General features: G+C 65.0%; 16 protein-coding genes and 1 pseudogene. 6 read left to right on the top strand and 11 right to left on the bottom strand.

Features of this window, described 5'->3' with window-relative positions; all coding sequences use genetic code 11:
- Nucleotides 1-13: 13 nt before the first annotated feature.
- Together K289_RS0103565 and K289_RS43840 are read left to right on the top strand one after the other, a co-directional pair.
- Nucleotides 14-835, top strand: coding sequence for an enoyl-CoA hydratase (locus tag K289_RS0103565; protein ID WP_027550215.1), 822 nt, complete (start codon nucleotides 14-16; stop codon nucleotides 833-835).
- A 105-nt stretch (nucleotides 836-940) separates the two neighbouring features.
- Nucleotides 941-1,218: pseudogene (locus K289_RS43840) on the top strand (hypothetical protein).
- Nucleotides 1,219-1,335: 117 nt separating this feature from the next.
- Here the strand turns inward: K289_RS43840 and K289_RS0103555 are convergent.
- The 3 genes from K289_RS0103555 to K289_RS0103545 form a co-directional block, all read right to left on the bottom strand.
- Nucleotides 1,336-2,415, bottom strand: coding sequence for an isocitrate/isopropylmalate dehydrogenase family protein (locus K289_RS0103555; RefSeq protein ID WP_027550214.1), 1,080 nt, complete (start codon nucleotides 2,413-2,415; stop codon nucleotides 1,336-1,338).
- A 165-nt stretch (nucleotides 2,416-2,580) separates the two neighbouring features.
- Nucleotides 2,581-3,648: an alcohol dehydrogenase gene (locus K289_RS0103550; RefSeq protein WP_027550213.1), complete on the bottom strand. Its 1,068-nt coding sequence runs from the start codon at nucleotides 3,646-3,648 to the stop codon at nucleotides 2,581-2,583.
- Between the two features lie 150 nt (nucleotides 3,649-3,798).
- Nucleotides 3,799-4,995: a CaiB/BaiF CoA-transferase family protein gene (locus K289_RS0103545; protein WP_027550212.1), complete on the bottom strand. Its 1,197-nt coding sequence runs from the start codon at nucleotides 4,993-4,995 to the stop codon at nucleotides 3,799-3,801.
- 132 nt (nucleotides 4,996-5,127) lie between these two features.
- On the opposite strand from K289_RS0103545, the gene glgA reads away from it, so the two are divergent.
- A complete protein-coding gene (glgA, locus tag K289_RS0103540; RefSeq protein WP_371260784.1) occupies nucleotides 5,128-6,594 on the top strand; it encodes a glycogen synthase GlgA in 1,467 nt (488 codons plus the stop codon).
- A 68-nt stretch (nucleotides 6,595-6,662) separates the two neighbouring features.
- Here the strand turns inward: glgA and K289_RS0103535 are convergent, their stop codons facing one another.
- On the bottom strand, nucleotides 6,663-7,613 hold the full coding sequence (locus K289_RS0103535; protein WP_027550210.1) for an oxygenase MpaB family protein: 951 nt from the start codon (nucleotides 7,611-7,613) through the stop codon (nucleotides 6,663-6,665).
- A gap of 93 nt (nucleotides 7,614-7,706) precedes the next feature.
- Nucleotides 7,707-8,849: a patatin-like phospholipase family protein gene (locus K289_RS0103530; protein WP_035683763.1), complete on the bottom strand. Its 1,143-nt coding sequence runs from the start codon at nucleotides 8,847-8,849 to the stop codon at nucleotides 7,707-7,709.
- A 200-nt stretch (nucleotides 8,850-9,049) separates the two neighbouring features.
- Here K289_RS0103530 and K289_RS0103525 point away from each other — a divergent pair, with 200 nt between their 5' ends.
- A complete protein-coding gene (locus K289_RS0103525) occupies nucleotides 9,050-9,937 on the top strand; it encodes a LysR family transcriptional regulator (protein WP_027550208.1) in 888 nt (295 codons plus the stop codon).
- A 61-nt stretch (nucleotides 9,938-9,998) separates the two neighbouring features.
- Here K289_RS0103525 and K289_RS0103520 read toward each other — a convergent pair whose 3' ends face one another.
- Together K289_RS0103520 and K289_RS0103515 are read right to left on the bottom strand one after the other, a co-directional pair.
- Complete coding sequence (locus tag K289_RS0103520; RefSeq protein WP_027550207.1) at nucleotides 9,999-10,715, bottom strand: peroxiredoxin-like family protein; 717 nt, start codon at nucleotides 10,713-10,715, stop codon at nucleotides 9,999-10,001.
- A gap of 82 nt (nucleotides 10,716-10,797) precedes the next feature.
- Nucleotides 10,798-11,082 carry a hypothetical protein gene (locus K289_RS0103515; RefSeq protein WP_027550206.1) on the bottom strand — a complete coding sequence of 95 codons (285 nt, stop codon included), beginning with the start codon at nucleotides 11,080-11,082 and terminating at the stop codon, nucleotides 10,798-10,800.
- 239 nt (nucleotides 11,083-11,321) lie between these two features.
- Between K289_RS0103515 and K289_RS0103510 the strand changes: the two genes are divergently transcribed.
- Both K289_RS0103510 and K289_RS0103505 read left to right on the top strand, forming a co-directional pair.
- The gene (locus K289_RS0103510; protein WP_027550205.1) at nucleotides 11,322-11,804 is read left to right on the top strand and encodes a cupin domain-containing protein; all 483 of its coding nucleotides are present in this window, start codon (nucleotides 11,322-11,324) and stop codon (nucleotides 11,802-11,804) included.
- A gap of 139 nt (nucleotides 11,805-11,943) precedes the next feature.
- Nucleotides 11,944-13,152: an MFS transporter gene (locus K289_RS0103505; RefSeq protein WP_027550204.1), complete on the top strand. Its 1,209-nt coding sequence runs from the start codon at nucleotides 11,944-11,946 to the stop codon at nucleotides 13,150-13,152.
- On the opposite strand, the gene ccoS is transcribed toward K289_RS0103505, so the two are convergent.
- The 4 genes from ccoS to ccoG are packed head-to-tail and all read right to left on the bottom strand — an operon-like array spanning nucleotide 13,149 to nucleotide 17,493.
- Nucleotides 13,149-13,322, bottom strand: a complete 174-nt coding sequence (gene ccoS, locus K289_RS48200; RefSeq protein ID WP_063614119.1) for a cbb3-type cytochrome oxidase assembly protein CcoS — start codon at nucleotides 13,320-13,322, stop codon at nucleotides 13,149-13,151. The genes K289_RS0103505 and ccoS overlap by 4 nt on opposite strands.
- The gene (locus tag K289_RS0103495; RefSeq protein WP_027550203.1) at nucleotides 13,322-15,514 is read right to left on the bottom strand and encodes a cation-translocating P-type ATPase; all 2,193 of its coding nucleotides are present in this window, start codon (nucleotides 15,512-15,514) and stop codon (nucleotides 13,322-13,324) included. The genes ccoS and K289_RS0103495 overlap by 1 nt, the downstream gene beginning before the upstream one ends.
- A gap of 11 nt (nucleotides 15,515-15,525) precedes the next feature.
- A complete protein-coding gene (locus tag K289_RS0103490) occupies nucleotides 15,526-16,011 on the bottom strand; it encodes a FixH family protein (protein ID WP_027550202.1) in 486 nt (161 codons plus the stop codon).
- A gap of 15 nt (nucleotides 16,012-16,026) precedes the next feature.
- A complete protein-coding gene (gene ccoG / locus K289_RS0103485; protein ID WP_027550201.1) occupies nucleotides 16,027-17,493 on the bottom strand; it encodes a cytochrome c oxidase accessory protein CcoG in 1,467 nt (488 codons plus the stop codon).
- Nucleotides 17,494-17,535 lie beyond the last annotated feature (42 nt).

Raw genomic sequence — 17,535 nt, 5'->3', positions numbered from 1 at the left:
AAGCGGGTGCGCGATGCCGGACCAATCCAACACGACTGAAGTCGCCTACGCCGACGGCAAGATCCTCAAGCACGCCGCCGACGGCGTCGGCGTGATCACCTTCAACAATCCCGACAAGCGCAATGCGATGTCGCTGGAGATGTGGGAGGGCTTTGGCGAGGCGCTGACGAGCTTGCGCGACGACGATGCAGTGCGCGTCGTGATCCTGCGCGGGGCCGGCGGCAAGGCGTTCGTCTCGGGCGCCGACATCAGCCAGTTCGAGAAGACCCGCCACAACGCCGCGGCGTCCGAGGAATACTCTAGGCGCAGCGCCGCCCAGCGCGCGCTGCTCGCCGACTATCCCAAGCCGACGATCGCCTGTATCCAGGGCTTCTGTCTCGGTGGCGGCATGCAGGTCGCGATGCTCGCCGACATCCGCATCGCCGCGCACAGCAGCCAGTTCGGCATTCCCGCGGCAAAGCTCGGCATCGCCTATGGCTATGACGGTTTGCGGAATCTGGTGTCACTGGTCGGCCCGTCCTGGGCGCGACTTCTGATGTACACGGGCATGCGCATCGATGCGACGGAAGCGCTGCGCATCGGGCTGATCGAGCGGATGATCCCGGACGATCAGCTCTGGGGCGAGACCATGTTGATCGCGGAAACGATTTCCGGCAACGCGCCGCTCGCGATCAAGGCCGCAAGGATCACCATTGCACAGGTGCTGAAGGACGAAAGCCAGCGCGACATGGAGGCGATCAAGGCGATCGGCAACGCCTGCATGGACTCTGCGGATTTCCGCGAGGGCCGACAAGCCTTCATGGAGAAGCGCAAGCCGCAGTTCCAGGGACGGTGAAGCTGAACCGGCATTCACGAAGATTAAATTCCTCGCTGCCTCGCGCTGCACAGCAACTAACTGATCTCCCAAATGTTCTTTCGCCACAACGAGAGGGAGATTGCGATGAAACTCAAGTTTGCTGTTCTTGGTCTGGCTGCCATGGGCGGTGCTGCGCTGGCGTCAGGGCAGGCCCTGGCGGCGATGCCGAACGGCATTCCGCAGGCCGATCGACTCGCAAGCGGTCCGGCCGCGGACATCGATCAGGTGCGCTGGGTGTGTAACCCCTGGGGCCGTTGCTGGTGGCGTCCGAACTATTATGGCGCCTATGGCTTCTACGGCGGTCCGCGACGCTTCTACGGACCGCGTCCGTGGGGCTGGGCCACCGCTGGCACCGCTGGTGAATGACGAAGGGGCCTCTTGGGCCCCTTTTTTCTTTGTGTCGGGTTGTGGCCGCATCGACGGTACGCTCCCTCGCCCCGCTTGCGGGGAGAGGTGTGGCGCCGCTCTTCAGTTGTTTTTCAGAGCGCAGCGAGTACCGCTTTCGCGATGTCGGCGGTGCCGTTGCTGCCGCCGAACTCCATCGGCTTGATGCCGCCGGCATAGACTTGGTCAACTGCGTGCTCGATCTTCTCGCCGGCCTCGGCCGCGCTCTCCAGGCCGTGCTTGTCGGCGAGCCAGTCCAGCATCATCGCGGCCGACAAGATCATGCCGGTGGGATTGGCCTTGCCCTGCCCCATGATGTCGGGAGCGGTGCCGTGGCAGGGTTGAAACACCGCGTAGCGGTCGCCGATATCTGCCGACGGCGCCATGCCGAGGCCGCCGATCAGACTCGCGGTGATGTCGGAGACGATGTCGCCGAACATGTTCTCCATCACCATCACGTCGAAATCCCAGGGACGCTTCACCAGCATCGCCGAACAGGCATCGACATAGAGGCGGTCGGTCTTCACCTCCGGATGATTCTTGGCGATCTCGTCGAAGATGCCGCGAAAGAAGGCGAATGCCTTGAACACGTTCGCCTTGTCGACGCAGGCGAGCGCCCCGCGCTTGCCGCGCGCCTTGCGCCGCTCGGCGAGGCGGAACGAAAACTCGAACAGGCGTTCGGAGGTCTTGCGCGTGATCACCATGGTCTCGCGCGCGTCCTCATGCGTGACGACGCCCTTGCCCATCGAGGCGAACAGGCCCTCGGTCGACTCCCGGATCACGACGAGGTCGATGCCGCGCTGATCGGCGCCGACGATCGGGCTCGGCACGCCCGGAATGAGCCGCGCCGGACGCACGCCGGCATAGAGATCGAAGATGAAGCGCAGCTCGATCTGCGGCGCGATCTCGGTGTTGTCAGGGTAGCGAACCGACGGCAGGCCGCAGGCCCCGAGCAGAATCGCATCTGCCTCCTCGCAGAGTTTGATCGTGGACTCCGGCATCGACTTGCCGGTCGCGAGATAGTTGTTGGCGCCGGCCGGCGCATCGGTGAAGCGAAAGCTCAAGCCGGACTTCTGCTCGATCTTGCGCAGCACCTCGATCGCCGGCGCCATGACCTCGGGACCGATGCCGTCACCGGCGAGCACGGCAATGTGGAAGGCGTTGTTTGCGGACATTGAGGGTTCCCAAGCGAAGAAAAGAAAGGCCTCGTCATTGCGAGGAGCTGGCGACAAAATTGCAGAGCAATTTGCGCTGAAGCGACGAAGCAATCCAGATCGTTTACGCGGATGGATTTCTGGATTGCTTCGCTTCGCTCGCAATGACGAAGGATGGAGCGTTCACTACGGCGTCAGCACCGTCCGGCCGACCACCGCGCCCTGCTGCAATTGCAGCAACGCGTCATTGGCCTTAGCCAGCGGCAGCGGCGTCACCGGGATCGGCGGCACCTTCTTGGTGCGGACGAGATCGAGCAGTTCCTGCGTCTCGCGCAGGTTTCCGACATAGCTGCCCTGGATCGTCACCGCCTTGATCGGGATCAGCGGCAGCGCCCAGGTCGCACCGCCGCCGAACAGGCCGACGATGATGAGCTTGCCGCCCTTGGTCAGGCAGTCGAAACCGAGCTGCGTCGTCGCGGCATTGCCGACGAGGTCGATCACGGCGCGGATCGGACCGCCTGCCTTTTTGCCGAGCTGCTCCAGCGCATCGCCCGCCTTGGGATCGACGGTGGCGAGCGCGCCGGCCTTCTCCGCCGCCTCGCGCTTCCTCGCGTCGATGTCGACCATGATCGCGCCCTTGCCGCCCATCGCCTTCAAGAGCGACAGCGCCATCAGGCCGAGTCCGCCGGCGCCGAACATCACGATCGGCGTATCGAAATGCTGCTCGACCTTCTTCAGCGCGCTGTAAGTGGTGACGCCCGAGCAGGCGTAAGGCGCGGTCGTCGCGGGATCGAGCCCTTTGAGATTGAGCAGATAGCGCGGATGCGGCACCAGCATGTGGTCGGCATAACCGCCGTCGCAATAGACGCCGAGCGAGCGCGGCGTCAGGCACATGTTCTCGTCGCCCGCAAGACAGGTCGCGCATTTGCCGCAGCCGATCCAGGGATAGACGAGGCCGACATCGCCGAGCTTGAGATCGCCCTGATCGGTCGGCTTCACGTCCGGTCCGAAGGCGATCACCTCGCCCACCGTCTCGTGGCCCATGGTCAGCGGCAGGTTGATGCCGCGGTCTTTGAGCGACAACGGCTTGCGGCCGTGGCCGAGATCGTAGCCGCCTTCCCAGATATGCAGGTCGCTGTGGCAGACGCCGGCCGCCTTCACCTTGATCAGCACCTGCGTGCCCTGCGGCTCCGGCGTCGGTTGATCGAACTCCTTCAGCGGCGCCTTGAAATCGGCAACCTTGAAACTCTTCATGGGCGTCTCCCGCATGTTTCTTGTTGTCGCCGCCAGCATGCCACGGCCGGACCAGCGAGACAAATTCAGACCTGTCTTAGTTTACGCCGCCGGACGATGGCAAGCAGGCCGCGCGCAAAGCTGCATCGCGTGCAACCACGATGACGATCTTCAACCTTGTGCCGCCGTTTTGCCTGACGGAATTGCCGCAGCATCGGCAAGACCAATCTCCTCGCACAACGCGCGCGTGTGTTCGCCGAGCACGGCCATCGTCTTGCCCGGCGTGGTGTCAGCGCCCGACATCCGGAACGGCAGGTTGAGGACCTGAAAGGAGCCGCCTTCGTCCTGCACAACAGACAGTGCCTGGCGATGCTTGAGCTGCGGATCGCGCAGCGCCTCGGCCACCGTGCGGTAGGCCGAAGCAGGCACGCCCGCCTCCGCGAGCGCAGCGAGGCACGCGTCCGTCGGGAGCTGCCGCGACCACGTCTCGACGCCGTCCATCATGTCAGCCCAGTTGTCGCGCCGTGCGCCGTAGGTGGAGAAGCGCGCGTCCAATATCCACTCGGGCTGGCCGATCACGCCCATCAGCGCCTGAAATGTCTTCTCGCTGGCGACGGTGATCATGACGTAGCCGTTCGCCGTCTCGGTCGGGCCGAACATCGGACGCGGCGGCGGCTTCACGGCGAACTGCGAGCTCTGCAACTCGATCACCGTCAATGTCAGCATCGATTCCAGCATGGAGACGTCGATGTGCTGGCCGAGGCCGGTGACCGTGCGCTGATACAGCGCCGCGGCGATCGCGCCGAAGCCGTAGGTGCCGGTGACGACGTCGGCATGGTAGATGCCGCAATAGTCGGGACGGTGGCGGCCGGGCTGGTAGGCGAGATGCGCCATGTCATAGCCCGACGCCGCATGGATCACCGGCGCATAGGCCGGCAGCTCAGCCGACGGGCCACTCTGGCCGTAGCCGGAGATCGAGCAGTAGATCAGCTTGGGATTGACCGGGCGCAGCTTGTCGTAGTCGAGCCGCAGGCGACGCATCACGCCTGGCCGGAAGTTCTCGACCAGGATGTCGGCGGTCGCAGCCAGCCGGCGCACCGCCTCCTTGCCGTCCTCCGACTTCAGATCGAGCACGATGCTCTTCTTGCCGACGTTGAGCTGGCCGAACACGGTGCTGCAGCCCTTGCGCAGCGGCGGCCGGGAGCGCATCATCTCGCCGCCGTCAGTCTCGATCTTGATCACCTCGGCGCCCATGTCGGCGAGCATCCGGGCGCAGTGGGGACCGGCGATCGTCGTCGAAAAATCCAGGACCCGCAGGCCGGCGAAGGCCTTTGTCGTCGTCCCCTCATGTTGATCTGCTAGCTGCATCCTTGGAGTCCCCCTTAGGAACAACGGGTGTTCTTCTTGGTTGATGCGCCGACCCTAGATGGCGGCGGCCCGGTAGGAAAGTCTTTACCGAGCGGACGCGTCTTTCCGGGCGGGCTTAGGAATGCTGGGTAACTGGACCCGTTCTTGCATAGCAGCAAACGGGCTCGGAAAAGGGCATCATTCTTGAGGGTCTTGTTCGTCACCACCGAGATGGACGACTTCGTCCGCGTAGGCGGACTTGGCGCCGTTTCGGCTGCGCTCCCCAGAGCCCTTCGCCCCTTCGCCGATATCCGGATCATGCTGCCCGGCTATCGCGACATCATCGAACAACTCACGCATATTCAGATCGTTGGCCGCTGTCCGGCATTCGCGGAAATGCCGGCCTGCTCGCTCGGCCGGGCCTCCACCAAGGACGGTCTGCCGGTCTACGTGCTGTTGTGCTCACAGCTCTACGACCGTCCGGGCAACCCTTACGGCGACGAGACCGGGCGCGACTGGCCGGACAACGACATCCGCTTCGCGCGCTTTGCGTCGGCAGCCGCTGAGCTGGCCGCAGGCAGGCTGGACAAGGATTGGGCAGCAGACCTGGTCCATGCCAATGACTGGCAGGCCTCGCTGGTGCCGGCTTATCTCGCCTGGCGGGGCGCCGGGATCCCGTCGATCCTGACCATCCACAACCTCGCCTATCAGGGGCTCTTCCCGAGGGATACGCTGCGGCGCATCGGCGCACCGGAGAGTTCCTTCCATATCGATGGCATCGAATTCTACGACCAGCTCTCCTTCCTCAAGGCCGGGCTCGTCTATGCCTCGCACCTCACCACCGTCAGCGGCACCTATGCGCGGGAGATCACCACCCCTGAATTCGGCTGCGGCCTGGAAGGCCTGCTGCGACTGCGCTCCGATGCGGCCGAGCTCACCGGCATCCTGAACGGCATCGACGAGTCCTGGGACCCGCGTTCCTGCGCACAGCTCGCCCAGCAATTCGGCGCCGGCGACTGGGTCGGCAAGAAGGCCAATGCGGACTACGTGCGCAAGCAGTTCGGGCTCGCGGTGTCGCGCGGGCCGATGTTCGGCATCGTCGCGCGGCTGGTGCACCAGAAGGGCATCGACCTCGTGCTGTCGGCGGCCGACGAGATCATCGATGCCGGCGGGCAGATCGTGGTCACCGGCTCCGGCGAGCCCGCGCTCGAGCAGGCGCTCGTCGCGGCGCATCGCCGCCGCCCGGACGCCATCGGTGTCGTCATCGGCTTCAATGAGGCCCAAGCGCGGCGGATCTTCGCCGGCAGCGATTTCATTCTGATGCCGTCGCGCTTCGAGCCGTGCGGGCTCAGCCAGATGTACGCTCAGCGCTTCGGCTCGCTGCCGATCGGCCACCAGACCGGCGGGCTGGCGGAGACCATCACCGACGGCGAGACCGGCTTCCTGTTCTCGCAGCCCTCATATGAGTCCTTCCTCGGCGGCGTCCGCCGGGCATTCTCGACGTTCATGACGCAGGACCGCCTCGACTCCATGCGCCGCAGCGCGATGGCGCGGTCGTTCTCCTGGAGCATCTCGGCCGGCAGCTACAGCGCGCTGTATCGGAAGCTGGCGTCGGCGTGAGGCGCGCGAGGCGCTTCCACATTTTCCGTCATTGGCAATGACGGTGTTTGTGGCACCGACGGAGGACCTCACCCCCTGCCGCGCTCATCCATTTGCGGTCGGCCGATCCAGGCGCGATTGAGACAGCGGGTCATCCAATCGGGCTCCGTCCTGCCATTCAGCCGCGCCTGCGCTTCCTGATAGGGACCGACATAGCGCAGCCGATCGGGCAATCTCGGGTAGACGCGCCGTATCCACCGCAGCGCGTTGTCTGCGGCTCTGGCGTCCCGCTCGTCGGGCGCAAGGCCGAAGCCCGCGCGCAATCGCTCCGGCAGCATGCCCGCAGTGAGCGCGCGATACCATCGCGGCGGCCGCAGCCACGGACGCGCGCCGCCGAGAATCTGCGTCGCGACCTCGCGCGCCGCCGCACTGACAGTCAGCGTGTCCGACTGCGCCATCGCTTCGCAATAGGCTGCGAAGCCGGACCAGTCTGCCGGGAGATCATCCGGCATCAGCCCAAACAGAGCGCCGTACATCCTGCTCTCGGTCCAGTAACGCTCGCGCTCCTCCATCGAGAGCGGCGGCAGAACCAGATCGTGCGCCATCAGCGCGGTCTCGGTCAGCGTCGCATGAACCCAGCGCAGCGCTGGAACGTCGTTGGCGCAGTACTTCGAGCCCGCCGCGAACGGACCGACCGCATCGGGCATGTGTCCAACGATCATGGTATGGCGCCGATGCAGTTGCCGCGCCGACAGAAGCGCCCTGTCGAGCGAGCCGAACACCATGGCGAACATGATGTCGAACGTGCGATGGAAGCGGCCGATCGGATCGACCAGGGTCCGGGAGTGCTCGGCGATGGCGGCCGCGACCCAGGGATGCGCCAGCTGAAGCAGCAGTGCGCGGCCGGCGCCGAGAAAAATCACGGCTTCCCGATCGATCCGCCAGCTTACCGAGGCTGGACCAAAAACGCCCGCGATCGGTCCCGCGGCATCAGCCCGGACGAGATTGAGCGCAGCCTCCAGATCTTTTTCACCGACCAATCGCAAAACCCTTCAACGCAGACGCCCCCACAATAGCCGAGACCCGTGGACTCGCGAAATCGTCATTACGTGAAGCGGCGAATGATCCGGCGATCACTCCGCGGCGATCGGCATTTCCTCCATGTGCTCGTGCAGTACCACGCCTGACAGCGGGTCGAATTCTCCAACCCAGGGCGCGCGCGCAAGCACTGAGCTCGTGTGCGCATAACCGGCATCCCAGCGCCGCATGATGCCTGACGGGCTGAAGTCGATATCCTTGGTATGGGTCTCGTGATCGAGCTGCGGCGCCAGTAGGCGCACCACGTGCATGCGCGTCGGACAGCCATAGCTCACCAGCTCACGCACGGCCGGATCGTTGCGCTCGCTCTCCGGCAGTCGCGCTGCGAGCTGGTTGATGACGTGGCGCAGACGATGTGCCTGCTGCTGGCGGGCAATCTGGCTGGCGATCCGGCTGGAGTACTGCACGTCCTTGTGCCGGTTCAGCACCTCCGCCATCGTCGTCGGCTCGGCGCCGACGGGATTCCACAGATGGACGGCGAAGATCAGCGAGTCCTTGCGCGGGTTGTCGTCGAACACGGCCTCGGTCGGCGTGTTCGAGAGAATACCGCCGTCCCAATAGAGCTCGCCGTCGATGCGTATCGCCGGAAAGGCGGGCGGCAACGCGCCTGAGGCCATGACATGCTTCACCGTCAGTTCGCCGTCGCGGCTGTCGAAATAACGCATCCGGCTGGTCCGGACGTGAGCTGCGCCGACCGTGAGACGCGGTGCGCAGCCATTGACCCGGCTGAAATCGACGAGCTCGAGAAGCGTCTTTTCCAGCGGCGCGGTCGAATAGAAGCCGGCGTGATCCGCCCCGAGCGGAAAGGAGTCACCCGCATGCGCCAGCGGATTGGGCCGGAAGAAGCCAGGAATGCCGTTGGTGATCGTCGACCAATAGGCAAGTTTCTCGTTGAAACCGGGGAACGCCGTCCGCAGATTCCAGATCGGATTCTGCTCCATCCGCTTCCAGAACTCCTTCAGCCGCGACAGCCGGTCCTGCGGCTCGTTGCCGGCGATCAGGCTGGCGTTGATCGCTCCGATCGAGGTGCCGATGATCCAGTCCGGCTCGATGCCGGCCTCGTGCAGCGCCTGGTAGACGCCAGCCTGATAGGAGCCGAGCGCACCGCCTCCCTGGAGCACAAGCACGACCTCGCCCGGCAGGGCCTTTGACCCTATGCGCTGAATGGTGCTCTGCATATATCGCCTCCGTCAGGCTCGACGCCGCTTGAAATACGCCGGAGCAGCGCCATTGTTACGCCTGCCATTCTGCGGAACGCACGGGCACTCCGCAAATGCCCGTTGGCTTCCGAAACCATGCGCGGACGCTATTGCCGCGAGGGTGTCATTCCCTACCCCAATCGGTTAGATTCCGGGTCGGTTTTGCTGGGAGCCGATCCATGGAAATGCATCAGGTCCGCTATTTCCTCGCGGTGGCGCAGCTATTGAATTTCACGCGCGCGGCCGAGGAATGCAATGTGACGCAGCCCTCGCTGACACGTGCGATCAAGCAGCTCGAGGCCGAGCTCGGCGGCGACCTCTTCCGCCGCGAACGGCCGGCGGCACAACTCACCGAGCTCGGCCAGCGAATGCACCCGCTTCTGAAGCAGTGCTTCGATGCGGCCGTTGGCGCACGCTCGCTCGCCTCCTCGTTCAAGAGCGGGGAGATCGGCGCGCTGCGCATCGCGCTGACGCACTCGGTCGATCTCGGGCTACTCATTCCCCATCTCAAACAGATCAAGCGGCAGTTCAACCGGCTCGAGCTCCACTTTATGCGGGGCACGAGCCGCGAAGTCGGCGAATTCCTGAAGAAGGGCGAAGCCGAGCTCGGTATTGCTGCCGATATTGACGAGGCCTGGGAGCGGCTCGACGTCTGGCCATTGTTCACCGAGACATTCGAGCTCGTCGTCAACAGCGAACATCGCCTTGCCGAGCGCGGCACGGTCGAGCTCGACGATTTGCGCTCAGAGCAGTTGCTCGGGCGAACCTTCTGCGAGCAGTCCCGACGCGTCTCGGCCACCCTGCGTGAGCACGGAATCGACGTCGATCATGGCCACGAGATTGCGAGCGAGCACGATCTGATCGAGCTGGTGGAAGCCGATATCGGCGTCGCCCTGGTGCCACGCACCTCGCCCGTGCCGGAGACGCTGAAGCGGACCGCCGTCGCAGGACTGGACGCCCGCCGCACTGTCAGCCTCTATGGCGTCGCCGGTCGACAGCGCACGGTGGTCGCCAACGCCGTCATGCGCATGTTGCGCGGCGCGGACTGGCGGGAGATTGCGGGGTAGCTCTCCCGACGCAAAGTCGGTGTCTACGCTCCCTCGCCCCGCTTTCGGGAAGAGGTGAAGTTCAGTGCTCCCGGGTCGCACCTTCCAGCGCGGCGAGCAGATCATCGATCTCCATCCGCTTGCGGAAATCGGGATCAACGAAGCGGGCCTTTACGATTCCGTCGCGTCCGACGACAAACACGGCAGGGATCGGCAGCATCCAGCCATCGTTGCCGTGGAACTTCGCCATGTCCTGATAGGACAACAGCTCCTGAATCTCGGCCCCGAGCCAGATCGCGAGGTTGAGCGACAGCGCATAGCCGTTGTCCAGATCAGTCAGCACCGGAAACGGCGCCCCGGACTCGGCCTTGAACTTTCCGGTGAACTCCTGGGTCTCCGGCATGATTGCGATGGTCTGCGCCCCCAACGCCTTGATGCGGTCCTGCGCCTGGGTCACTGCGCCGACATTGAGCCGGCAAAAGGGACACCAATGGCCGCGAAAGAACATCACCGCGACCGGACCGCTCACGAGCAGCGCGGGCAGCGTGACGAGACGTCCGCTCTCGTCAGGCAGCATGAACGGCGGCATCGCATCACCCGGACGTGGCGCGCTCTCTCCGCCGCCGTTCCCGTTCAATCTTACCACAAGGCGATCGACCGCGTCGCCATAGGCCGGGAACACTTCGCGGCTGGCGTCGGCATAGGCGCGGAGCTGTTCGTTCAGCGTGCCCTCCATATCGCGGCAGCGTTGGAAGGCAAGCCTGAGCCGCTCGGCATCGGCTGGTGAGAGAGACGTCATCTTCCGCTCCGGCGTTCCCTGAGGCGAATATTAGTTTCGTGGTCCGGCCGCCCGCAAGGGCGGCCGTTACGCGAGTGGCGGCTCAATTCACGTAGAAATTGCCGGTCGGATCGAGCCGACCCGGCGTGTAGTACAGCGTGCCGTTGTCCATGAAGAAGACGGTGTTTTCGGGCACTTTCTTCGCGTTCTTCATCATCGCGTCGTGGTTCTTCTCGGCCGGCGCCATGGCCATCGCCGACATCTTGCCCGGCCCGCCATAGACATAGGCCATTCCGGCCTTGAGATCCCAGGCGGCCTCCGAGAAGGCCGATGTGGCGATCACCGCGAAGGCGGCGGTGGCGATCAGGGTCTTGGACACTTTCGTCATAGAATGCTCCTCCGGATTGACGTGAACGCCCGCCAATCGGGCGCCCTGCCATGGAACGCTGGAAGCCGCGCAAGCGAAAATGCCGATCGCCGATCGGTTCGATAGCCACCGCGTATCAAGATAGCGCGGGGCTATCGCAGCGAAAGCGAGACGGCATTTCCGCAGAGGCGCGACTTTGACGAAGCTGATGCCATTGCCGGCGACCGATGAACCCCGGCGAGCAACAAGGGAGACTATCCATGTTCACGCATCTCACATCGTCGCGCGCGGTCTGGGCAGGTCTTGCTATCGCCGGCGCACTCGTGGTCTCGGCGCAGCCAGCTCTCGCCGGCGAATGCCCGGCCGACAAGATCAAGCCGAATGCACGCCAGATGGTCGACTACAAGCCCGTCGGCGTCACCGACGTGACGCTCGGCTCGATTGACCTCGGCAAGCAGCCCGCCAACATCAGGGATCGCGAGCTGCGCTTCCGCAAGCTGACCATCGAGCCCGGCGGCATCGTGCCCTGGCACAGCCATGACGACCGCCCTGCCCTGATCTTCGTGCAGCAGGGCGAGATCGTCGAATACGCCTCCAACTGCGTCGATCCGATCGTGCACAAGGCCGGCGATCTCCGTCCCGAGGTCTACGGCACCTCGCACTGGTGGAAGAACCTCGGCAAGGAGACCGTCGTCCTCTACGTGGGCGACGTCCGCAAGGATCCGCACGACCACAACATGTAACGAGCCACTGCTGTCCCGTCATTCCGGGGCGCGGGGCGAACTATGGTGCGCAATTGCGCACCTGAGAATCCTTGGATTCCGGGTCTGGCGCTTGCGCACCAGCCCGGAATGACAACAGCCGTTTCAGGGATGTCGCATCATGACCGATCTGTCTGCACGCATAAGGCCCGCTGCAATGGGAATGGGCGAGCACTCGCGCGGTGTCGTCCTCCGCTCTCTCGTGATCGGCCTCACCGCATTCCTCACCGTGGTCGACCTGTTCGCCACGCAGGCGATCCTCCCCTCCCTGACGCGGCACTACGGCGTAACGCCGGCGGCAATGGGCTTTGCCGTCAATGCCAGCACCTCTGGCATGGCCGTCGCCAGCCTCGTGGTCGGCGTCTTCAGCCCGCGCATCGACCGAAGGCGCGGCATCCTCCTGAGCCTGGCCTTGCTCGCCATTCCCACCAGCCTGCTCGCGTGGGCACCCAATCTCGCTGTCTTCACCGCTTTGCGCGTCATCCAGGGCCTCTGCATGGCCTCCGCCTTCGCGCTGACGCTCGCCTATCTCGGCGAGCAGTGCAGCGCAATGGACGCCGGCGGCGCGTTCGCCGCCTACATCGCCGGCAATGTCGCCAGCAACCTCGTCGGCCGGCTGATCTCCGCCGCAGTCGCCGACAGCCTTGGCCTCGCCTGGAGCTTCTACCTCTTCGCCGCGCTCAACCTCGCCGGCGCGGGTCTGGTCTACTTCACCATCGCGCGCGTTGAGCCGATGCAGGCCATGACGCTGACGGCATCCCCTCTCGAGGCCGTATCAGCGCATTGGCGCAATCCGCGGCTGCGCGCGGCCTATGGGCTCGGCTTCTGCATCCTGTTCGCCTTTATCGGCACCTTCACCTTCGTCAATTTCGTGCTGGTGCGGCCGCCATTGTCGCTAGGCGTGATGGATTTGGGCCTGGTCTATCTGGTGTTCCTGCCATCGATCGTCACCACCCTGTTCGCCGGCCGCACTGTTGCGCGGATTGGAACGCGCCCGACGATCTGGACGGCGCTTGGCCTTGCAACGATCGGCCTGCCCCTGATGCTGGCGGAGCACCTTGCCGCGGTCCTGGCGGGCATGGTGCTGGTTGGCGTCGGCACCTTCTTTGCCCAGGCGGCCGCGACGGGCTTTGTGGGACAGGCGGCTACGGACAACCGCGGCGTCGCCAGCGGGACTTATCTCGCCTGCTATTTCTGCGGCGGCCTCGCCGGCACCGCCGTGCTCGGCCGGTTGTTCGATTCCTGGGGATGGCCTGCCTGCGTTGCCGGTATCGGGGCGGCGCTCGCGATTGCGGCGCTCCTGACCTCTGCGCTCAGGAGCGAATTCTAACGCTTCGCCTGCACCTGCACCTCCTGCGGCGGATCGTCGTCGGCAATCGCACGCCAAGCCGCGCCGTCGAGGTCTTCGTACTGGCCGCTCTTCAGCGACCAGAGGAAGGCGGCGAGGCCTGCGAGTCCGAGGGACAACGCCAGCGGGACCAGGATGACGAGAATCTCCATCACGCGATCTCCCGCGAGGCGCTGCGGGCCCGCAGCGAATTCAGCATGACCAGGATCGATGATCCGCTCATCGCGGCGGCGGCGATCAGGGGCGTTACGACGCCGCTGATTGCGATCGGCACCGCCAGGACATTGTAGCCGATTGCAAGCCAGAGATTTTGCCGCATCAGATGCAGCGCCTTGCGCGAAAAATCGATCGCGGCAACCACGGGCGCCAGCGGCTTGCCGAGGAAGACGAGATCGGCGGTCGACTGGCTGAGATGCGCGGCCGAGATCGGCGACATCGAGACATGAGCCGCCGCAAGCGAGGGCGCATCGTTCATGCCATCGCCGACCATCAGCACCTTCGCGCCGCGTCGCTTCAATTCCTCGATCCGCGCGATCTTGTCGGCCGGCGTGACGCCGGCGCGCCACTCGGCGATGCCGAGCGCGTGGGCCGCCGCGATCACCGCCGGCTCGCGGTCGCCCGACAGAATCTCGATGCCGACATTGCGCGCCTTCAGCGCGGCGATCACACCTTGCGCGTCCGGACGCAGGCCCTGACGCACCGCGAGGACGAACTTTTCGCGGCCCTTGCTGAACGCCACCACGGACGCCTCGGCTTCGAGATTGCCGCTCGTCCCGATCAGCGCCTCAGCGCCACAGAACGATGGACGACCCAGCCGGAGTTCGATGCCATCGACGATCGCCCGCACGCCCTGGCCGGGCTCCTCGACTGCGCCGATGATCGGCGACCGGGCGCCGGCAGCCTGCGCGACCGCCGCGGCGACCGGATGATGGCTCGACAGCGCGAGCCGGCCGGCGAGCTCGAAGATATCAGCGGGAATATCGGCTGCATTGGTGACTTCGAGATCGGGCAGCGTCAACGTGCCGGTCTTGTCGAAGATGACATGATCGGCTTCGGCCATGCGCTCGATGGCATCGCCCGAATTGAGCAGCACGCCGGATTTGAACATCGCGCCCGAGGCCACCGTCTGCACGGTCGGGATCGCAAGGCCCAGCGCGCAGGGACAGGTGATGATCAGCACGGCGACACCGGTGACGATCGCATCATGCCAGCCAGCGCCGGCAATGACCCAGCCGATGATGGTGAGGAGCGCGGTCGCATGCACCACAGGCGCGTAGAGCCGCGAGGCGCGGTCAGCGAGCCGCATGTAGCGCGAGCGCGCCTGCAGCGCGTTGTCCAGCAGCCGCGTGATCTCCGCGAGCAGCGTCGCCTCGGACGCCGCCGAGACCCGCACCCGCAGCGTGCCGGAGATGTTCATCGAGCCGGCATAGACCGGCGTGCCGTGCTCTGCCGTGACGTAGAGAGTCTCGCCGGTGATCAGGCTCTGGTCGATCTCGGAACGTCCCTCGATCACGGTGCCGTCGACTGCGCAGCGCTCGCCGGGCCGCAGCAGCACGATGTCGCCGGGATGGATCGCCGCTACCGGCACCTGCGAGATCTCGTCGGGACCGACGAACTTCGCGGCGGTTTCCGCCTTCAGCGCGGCGAGATTGCCGGCGACCGCGCGAGTCCGCCGCCGCATGTTCTGGTCGAGGAAGCGGCCGACCAGCAGGAAGGTGAGCAGCATGATCGCCGCGTCGAAATAGGCGTGCTCGGCGTGATGGACGGTCTCGACCACGGACATGCCGAGCGCGAGGATCACGCCGATCGAGATCGGCACGTCCATATTGGTGGTCTTCGCCGCCAGCGCGCGCCAGGCCGAGCGGAAGAACGGCTGCCCGGCATAGGCCGCTGCCGGCAGCGCGATCAGCGCCGACAGCCAGTGGAAGAAATCGCGCTGCTCGGGCAGCATGTCCGAGACGTTGCCGGACCACACCGGGATCGACAGCATCATCACGTTCATGGTGGCAAACGCCGCGACGCCGAGGCAGCGCAGCAGGAAGCGCGATTCCGCGACTTCCGTCGCCTCCGCGCTCTCGGTCTCATAGGGGTAAGCCTTGTAGCCGAGCTCCTCGAGACGATCGATGAAGCGTCCCGGGTCGAGCGTACCCTCTTTCCATTCCAGCGCGACGCGGCGGTCGGTGAGGTTCACCCGCGCCAGCGTGACGTCCGGAATGGCCGACAGTCCGCGTTCGATCTTGGCCATGCATCCGGCGCAGTGCACGCCCTCGACCGCGAGATCGATGTGATGGAGCCCCTGCCCCGCGGCCCGGACATAGTGCGAAAAATCTCGCGTCACCTGCATGGCGCGCCCCTTCAGTTCAGGATCACACGGTTGCGCGAGAGAAACACGCGCTCGCCGCGGGCCTCGCCTTCGATCACGAGATCCCACTGGCCCGGCGCAACGGACGCGGCAGTGCCGCGATAGATGCCGATGCCTGCCTCGGAGAGCTCGACCGCGAGGTCGGCACGTTTGTCGGTCGGCCGCTCCAGACGACCGCCGAATTTCAATCCGCTCATCGGCTGACCTGCGGCATCGCGGGCCTCGACCTGAAGAACGGCGCCGCCATCAGTGCGGCGTTCGATATGCGCGTTGACCTGCCATTTGCGCGCCGCCTGGTGCTCCGCCGCGGAGATCTCCTTGTCGTAGGCGAGCCCCGCCGCATAGGGACTGTCGACGTCGGTGCCGGGCAACGTCGCGATGGCGAGCTTCATCATGGTGACGTTGACCCCGATCACGATGCCGAAGAAGGCGACCAGCATCAGGAAGACCTTGGTTCCGGTCAGTGGCTTGGATGCCATGGCAGTCTCCTGGCCCTAAGGCGAGACGAAATTGTCGGTGGTCGAGGCGACCTCGCCGAGCCCGATATCGGTGACGTGGAAGCGGACTGGAATCGACTTCTCCGGATTGCTCTCGGCCGGCGCGGTGACGAGCAGCCGCAACTCGCTGGTGGAGTCGCGCGGGATCACGACCATCGGTCGGTCCGGCGTCACCGAATCGACGCCGACGACATGGATCGTCAAATTGGCCGGGCCGTCCGCATCGATCGCGACGACGCGGTCGTAGCCGCTCTTGTTCAGAAGCCGGACCGTATAGGCGTTGCGGATCGAGCCGTCGCTGAGCTTGACCGCGATCGGATTGCGGTCGTGCAGCACGTTGACATCGAGCAGGCTGCGGGTCGCCAGCGTATAGAGCATGATGCCGCCGACGACCGCGATGATCGCGCTGTAGACGACGGTGCGAGCCCGGACGATGCGATAGACCGGCGCCTTGCCTTCCTGGCGGCGCTGGATGTTGATGTCGTTGTCGTAGCCGATCAGGCGGGTCGGCCGGCCGATCTTTTTCATCACGTTGTCGCAGGCATCGATGCAGAGCCCGCACTGGATGCATTCGAGCTGCGGCCCGTTGCGGATGTCGATTCCGGTCGGGCAGACGGCGACGCATTGATAGCAGTCGACGCAGTCGCCGACCTGTTCGCCCAGCGCGCGCAGCTCGATGGCCTTCTTGACCGAGGTCCGCTTCTCGCCGCGATCGTAGCGGTAGGTGACGTTGAGCGCCCATTCGTCGGTGAGTGCCGCCTGGATACGCGGCCACGGGCACATGTAGGTGCAGACCTGCTCGCGCATGAAGCCGGCCAGCACATAGGTCGTCGCGGTGAGAATGCCGATCCAGATATAGGCGATCATCGGCGCCTGGAAGGTGACGAGCTCCTTCACCAGCGTCGGCGCATCGTTGAAATAGAGCACCCAGGCGCCGCCGGTCCACCAGGCTATCAGCAGCCAGATCGAATGCTTGAGCACGATCTCGGAGATGCGCTCGAGCTTCATCGGATCGGACGACTTGTCCTTCTTCATGCGCTCGCGCCGGTCGCCTTCGATCAGGCGCTCGACGGCATAGAACAGGTCGGTCCAGACCGTCTGCGGGCAGAGATAACCGCACCAGATGCGGCCGCCGATCGAATTCATGAGGAACAGCGCCACTGCGGCGACGATCAACAGACCGGTGAAGTAGTAGACCTCCTGCGGCCACAGCTCGATGAAGAAGAAATAGAAGCGGCTGTTCGGAAGATCGATCAGCACCGCCTGGCTCGGCGCACCGAGGCCGCGATTCCAGCGCACGAAGGGCAGGAAGTAATAGACGCCGAGGCAGAACGCCATCAGGCCCCATTTGATCCGGCGGAAGGTGCCGGAGACGCTCTGGGGATAGACCTTCTTGCGGGCGGCGTAGAGTGGCCCGTAATCGTCGTCCGATGTGAGCTCGTTCGGGTTCACGGTCTTGTTCATCGCTGAGAGCTTCTAAAGAGGTGCGATCGAACCTAGACCGTG

Source organism: Bradyrhizobium sp. Cp5.3, assembly GCF_000426265.1.
GTDB classification, from domain to species: Bacteria; Pseudomonadota; Alphaproteobacteria; order Rhizobiales; family Xanthobacteraceae; genus Bradyrhizobium; species Bradyrhizobium neotropicale.
This window is presented reverse-complemented; position numbering and strand designations above follow the sequence as displayed.

What these genes read in the sequence shown, in the direction of transcription:
- K289_RS0103565 (WP_027550215.1), top strand. Translation starts at nt 14, where the DNA reads ATGCCGGACCAATCCAACACGACTGAAGTCGCCTACGCCGACGGCAAG.
- K289_RS0103555 (WP_027550214.1), bottom strand. Translation starts at nt 2,415, where the DNA reads ATGTCCGCAAACAACGCCTTCCACATTGCCGTGCTCGCCGGTGACGGC.
- K289_RS0103550 (WP_027550213.1), bottom strand. Translation starts at nt 3,648, where the DNA reads ATGAAGAGTTTCAAGGTTGCCGATTTCAAGGCGCCGCTGAAGGAGTTC.
- K289_RS0103545 (WP_027550212.1), bottom strand. Translation starts at nt 4,995, where the DNA reads ATGCAGCTAGCAGATCAACATGAGGGGACGACGACAAAGGCCTTCGCC.
- K289_RS0103530 (WP_035683763.1), bottom strand. Translation starts at nt 8,849, where the DNA reads ATGCAGAGCACCATTCAGCGCATAGGGTCAAAGGCCCTGCCGGGCGAG.
- K289_RS0103525 (WP_027550208.1), top strand. Translation starts at nt 9,050, where the DNA reads ATGGAAATGCATCAGGTCCGCTATTTCCTCGCGGTGGCGCAGCTATTG.
- K289_RS0103520 (WP_027550207.1), bottom strand. Translation starts at nt 10,715, where the DNA reads ATGACGTCTCTCTCACCAGCCGATGCCGAGCGGCTCAGGCTTGCCTTC.
- K289_RS0103515 (WP_027550206.1), bottom strand. Translation starts at nt 11,082, where the DNA reads ATGACGAAAGTGTCCAAGACCCTGATCGCCACCGCCGCCTTCGCGGTG.
- K289_RS0103510 (WP_027550205.1), top strand. Translation starts at nt 11,322, where the DNA reads ATGTTCACGCATCTCACATCGTCGCGCGCGGTCTGGGCAGGTCTTGCT.
- K289_RS0103505 (WP_027550204.1), top strand. Translation starts at nt 11,944, where the DNA reads ATGACCGATCTGTCTGCACGCATAAGGCCCGCTGCAATGGGAATGGGC.
- ccoS (WP_063614119.1), bottom strand. Translation starts at nt 13,322, where the DNA reads ATGGAGATTCTCGTCATCCTGGTCCCGCTGGCGTTGTCCCTCGGACTC.
- K289_RS0103495 (WP_027550203.1), bottom strand. Translation starts at nt 15,514, where the DNA reads ATGCAGGTGACGCGAGATTTTTCGCACTATGTCCGGGCCGCGGGGCAG.
- K289_RS0103490 (WP_027550202.1), bottom strand. Translation starts at nt 16,011, where the DNA reads ATGGCATCCAAGCCACTGACCGGAACCAAGGTCTTCCTGATGCTGGTC.
- ccoG (WP_027550201.1), bottom strand. Translation starts at nt 17,493, where the DNA reads ATGAACAAGACCGTGAACCCGAACGAGCTCACATCGGACGACGATTAC.